This is a genomic window from Parazoarcus communis SWub3 = DSM 12120 (genome assembly GCF_003226565.1).
Taxonomy (GTDB): Bacteria; Pseudomonadota; Gammaproteobacteria; order Burkholderiales; family Rhodocyclaceae; genus Parazoarcus; species Parazoarcus communis.
The window spans coordinates 1-3,612 of sequence record NZ_QKOE01000046.1; the positions used below are offsets into that span (position 1 = coordinate 1).

Sequence of the window (3,612 nt, forward strand, 5' to 3'; positions counted from 1 at the left end):
CTGCCCTCCGCAACCTACACGGCGTACAGGATCTACCTCGATGTGCTTCGTTTCCAACGATGGCCTCCTTGCGAACGAGGGGGTTCATTCCTCGTGTCGCCAGGGGGTCAATTTACGGTGTCGCCTGGCATCTTCCTCACATTGCCCCAATACGCGGCCTAGCCAAGGAGCCTCCACCAATGTACGAACCATTTCAGACGGGCAGCACTCCCAGAGTGCAGCATCAATCTGAGCTTGGAGCATTTTTCGCAAGGTCATCACAGACATCTCATGGCAGTGCCAGGATGCAGCAGCAGGGCCGTACGGAAGCCATATCCGGGGCGACTCCATTGATGCAAGCAGCGCTTCGTGGGAAATTCGCCATCACGACTCATCACCACCTCCTTCGGTCGGCAATGCCTCCGTTGCATTACACACACGGTCTCTAGCAAAGCAACTCGTACAATGCGAAAGGTCGCTTGCCGCGACTCTCGCGTTTCTGCGGACTGGCATCTCCCGGAGCTGCAAATAGTTCCCAAAAGGCTTGAGAAGATCCATCCGCATACAGCTGCACTCCTTAGCACTCCCCAGCTCGAAAAGTGCTCAAGCGGCAGCAGCTCCCTTAAGGCAACTCAATTTATTTAATATCTGTTTGTCGTAACTGTATAGCATTACTTGAACACAATGCAAGGTCTACTGCTTCAGAAACAACGCTCTTTATTCTGACTAGTGACACCGCAAGCTTTTCTAGAACCTAGCCCCCCGCGCCACGGTTAGGTAGCAGCCCGCTGGCTCACGATCTCCTGCACGGGGTTGCGGGTGTACGTGAGGGTCTGGTCCTGCGCGGTGCCGGCGAGGTTGTGGCTGAGGCTGGCGAGCGCGCCCTGGGGGCTGTAGCCGTAACTGGTGGTGGTGCCGTTGCCCAGCGTGACCGTGGTGCGACGGGAGAGGTCGTCGTAGGCGTAGTCGGTGACCGCGACCGGGGCGGCGGCTGTCGGGCAGGTGGTGGCCGCGGCCGTTACCGCCGGGCCCCAGGCCTTCAGAAGCTTGCCGGTGGCGCTGTAGCTGCGGCAGCTGACCAGCCATTGTGTGCCCAGCTGGGCCGCCGTGCGGATGAGCCGGCCGTCGTTGTCATAGCCAAAGCGCGTCTGCTTGCCCAGCGCGTCGGTCGTCTGCGTGATGCGGCGCTGCGCATTGAAGGCGTACGCGGTGGTGTCGGTGACGTCCGTGCGCGGGCCGTTGACCTGGGTGAGGTTGCCCACCCCGTCGTAGGTGAAGGCGGTGGTGAGGTTGAGCTTGCCCGTGCCCGCGTCAGCCACGACCGTTTGCGGGACGTACTTGTTGGCCGTGTTGTAGGTGGTGGTGGTGACCACCGTGCTGGTGGCGGTGCAGTCAGGCGCACCACGGTCAGGTCATTTCCCCAAACCGTGGTGCGTCCCCTATTTCCTGCGCAAACCGTGGTGCGTCCCCTATTTCCTGCGCAAGGCCGCTTATTTCTGGCCTGTCATGGCGAGCTCGACGAAGTCTGCTTCCCGTTCTTCGAGAGTCGCCGCATCGAACATGTCGAGCAGGCGTTGGGCCTGACGCCAGTCGAGCGCGGCGTCCTGCTCAGCGACGGCTATACCGCCTATGAGCACTACACGAAGAAGACCGGGCTGACCCACGCGCAATGCTGGGCTCACACGCGGCGCCACCTGTTCGAGGCGAAGGATGTCGAGCCGGACATCGCGGCGCAGGGCCTGAACTTCATCGGTGGCCTCTACGCGGTCGAAGCGCACATCCGCGAGCACAAGCTCAGCGCCGCGAAGAAACTCGACTATCGATTGATGCATGCCAAGCCGATCGCCGAACGGTTCCTCGCCTGGGTGAGCCAGCAGTTCGAGGCGCAGGGGCTGTTGCCGAGCAATCCTATGACGAAGGCCTTGGCCTACGTGCGCGAACGGCGATTCGGACTCGAGGTCTACCTCACCGACCCGGACGTCCCGATCGACACAAATCATCTGGAACGTGCGCTACGGGCTATTCCCATGGGGCGCCGCAACTGGCTGTTCTGCTGGACTGAGCTCGGTGCCCGGCAGGTCGGGATCATGCAGAGCCTGATCGTCACCTGCCGACTCCACCAGATCGATCCCTACGACTATCTGGTCGATGTGTTGCAACGAGTCAGTCAGCATCCAGCCAGCCGTGTCCACGAACTCACGCCGCGACTGTGGAAGCAACTCTTCGCTGATAACCCGCTGCGCTCGCCTTTGCACAACCTCCGGACGTAGGCAAGAACGCTGATCAGTTACCGGTTACGGTTATCCAACGTAAACAACTGGCCCTCGTGTTGAACCAATCGAATGGGAGGGAACTTCGCAGCGGCTTCAGCACCTCCAGCCCTCAACGCCGCCGCAGCCTCGTTGAGGCTGGTTCCGTTTCGAAATGCGCCTTTGACGCTATCTTGGGTAAATCGGACGGCAGCCGTATCTATCGTCGCTACGCCCTTTGCGGCATCTCAACTATGACTTCTGACGCAAGCTCCCCTCTAGGGCCGTCAAGTCACGCTGCTCTCCTTTCACATACTCCAGACTAAAGTTATCAATGGATGACGGCCAAGGCTCGTCGTAACTATAGCCTTCGAGCATATCGAGAACTCCGTTCTTAACGTAAAGCAGGAACCCAGCCCCGCTCGGCAGCTCTGGGATCTTTCCAACTACGTCGCCAAACTTGACGTCAAGCCCTACTGTTCGGCGAACATCTGCGGGCACAGACAGGGTCGTATAGAAACCAAATCCCGTAAACTCACGCTTTGCCACTGTACACCGTGCAAGTTGCTGTCGTAGCTGAATGAGTAAAGGAAAATCGCCGTCGAGAAGCTTCTCGAGTACAGCTTGCTCGAATATTGGTAGTTTGTTATTCATGGCACGAACGCCGTCCCAATCTTTACAACTCCATCAACAACATTCCCTCGAACAGTAATGGTTTCAGTGCCAACTTTTACGGTCATTTCAAAAACCCCCTTCAGCCCCTGAGAACCAACGGCGGTTTCCGTCGCCTGCTGGATAGCATTGAAAGCCTTCTCTTCTGAGCCAAACTGCTTTGCCACCCCGCTAAGATTATGTCTTTCTTGGCCAAAAATGTGCTTCAACTTGTTCGGATCTACGCCCTTTGCTGCAAGACTCTCAACCGCCGGCAACGCCGCCCGCGTTGAAGCCATGTACGCCTGGCTACCGCCCAGTGTCAGCGCGAACAATGCAACCTCGCCTGCGTATGTTACGCCATTGACCGCCGCTGCACCGTAGTTGCCCATGCCGAAGTTGCTCAACATGTTGTTCCAGGCCGTCTGCCCCGGAACCAGCATCTGGGCGGCTGTGCTTCCGCCAACGGCGGCACCCAACCGATCCGCTTCTGCTTTGATCAACCCCGTCGGATCACTGAAGTTGACCGGGTTGTTCCCCACATACGCATACAGGTTCAGGTCATCGGCCGTGCCGATCGGGTCCGTCTGCAGGAAGCGCCCCAGCGCCGGCGAGTAGAACCGTGCCTTGTAGTAGTACAGGTTCAGCTCGCCCAGGTACTGCTGCCCCGTGTACCGGAACCGCGCACCGGTGGTGACGTTGGGCTCCCCGTACGGGCCGTAGCTGTAGATCG

General features: G+C 59.0%; 3 protein-coding genes and 1 pseudogene. 1 reads left to right on the plus strand and 3 read right to left on the minus strand.

Annotation, left to right across the window (positions count from 1 at the left end; translation table 11 throughout):
• Window positions 1–752: 752 nt before the first annotated feature.
• On the minus strand, window positions 753–1,352 hold the full coding sequence (locus DNK49_RS22680) for a hypothetical protein (RefSeq protein WP_110530327.1): 600 nt from the start codon (window positions 1,350–1,352) through the stop codon (window positions 753–755).
• Window positions 1,353–1,461: 109 nt separating this feature from the next.
• On the opposite strand from DNK49_RS22680, the pseudogene tnpC reads away from it, so the two are divergent.
• Window positions 1,462–2,249, plus strand: a pseudogene (gene tnpC, locus DNK49_RS22685) (IS66 family transposase); the annotation flags it as partial.
• Between the two features lie 231 nt (window positions 2,250–2,480).
• Here tnpC and DNK49_RS22690 read toward each other — a convergent pair.
• Window positions 2,481–2,882: a hypothetical protein gene (locus DNK49_RS22690; protein WP_110530329.1), complete on the minus strand. Its 402-nt coding sequence runs from the start codon at window positions 2,880–2,882 to the stop codon at window positions 2,481–2,483.
• Window positions 2,879–3,612, minus strand: a 734-nt coding sequence (locus DNK49_RS22695; RefSeq protein WP_110530331.1) for an RHS repeat-associated core domain-containing protein, incomplete at its 5' end; no start/stop codon positions are given. The genes DNK49_RS22695 and DNK49_RS22690, both read right to left, overlap by 4 nt.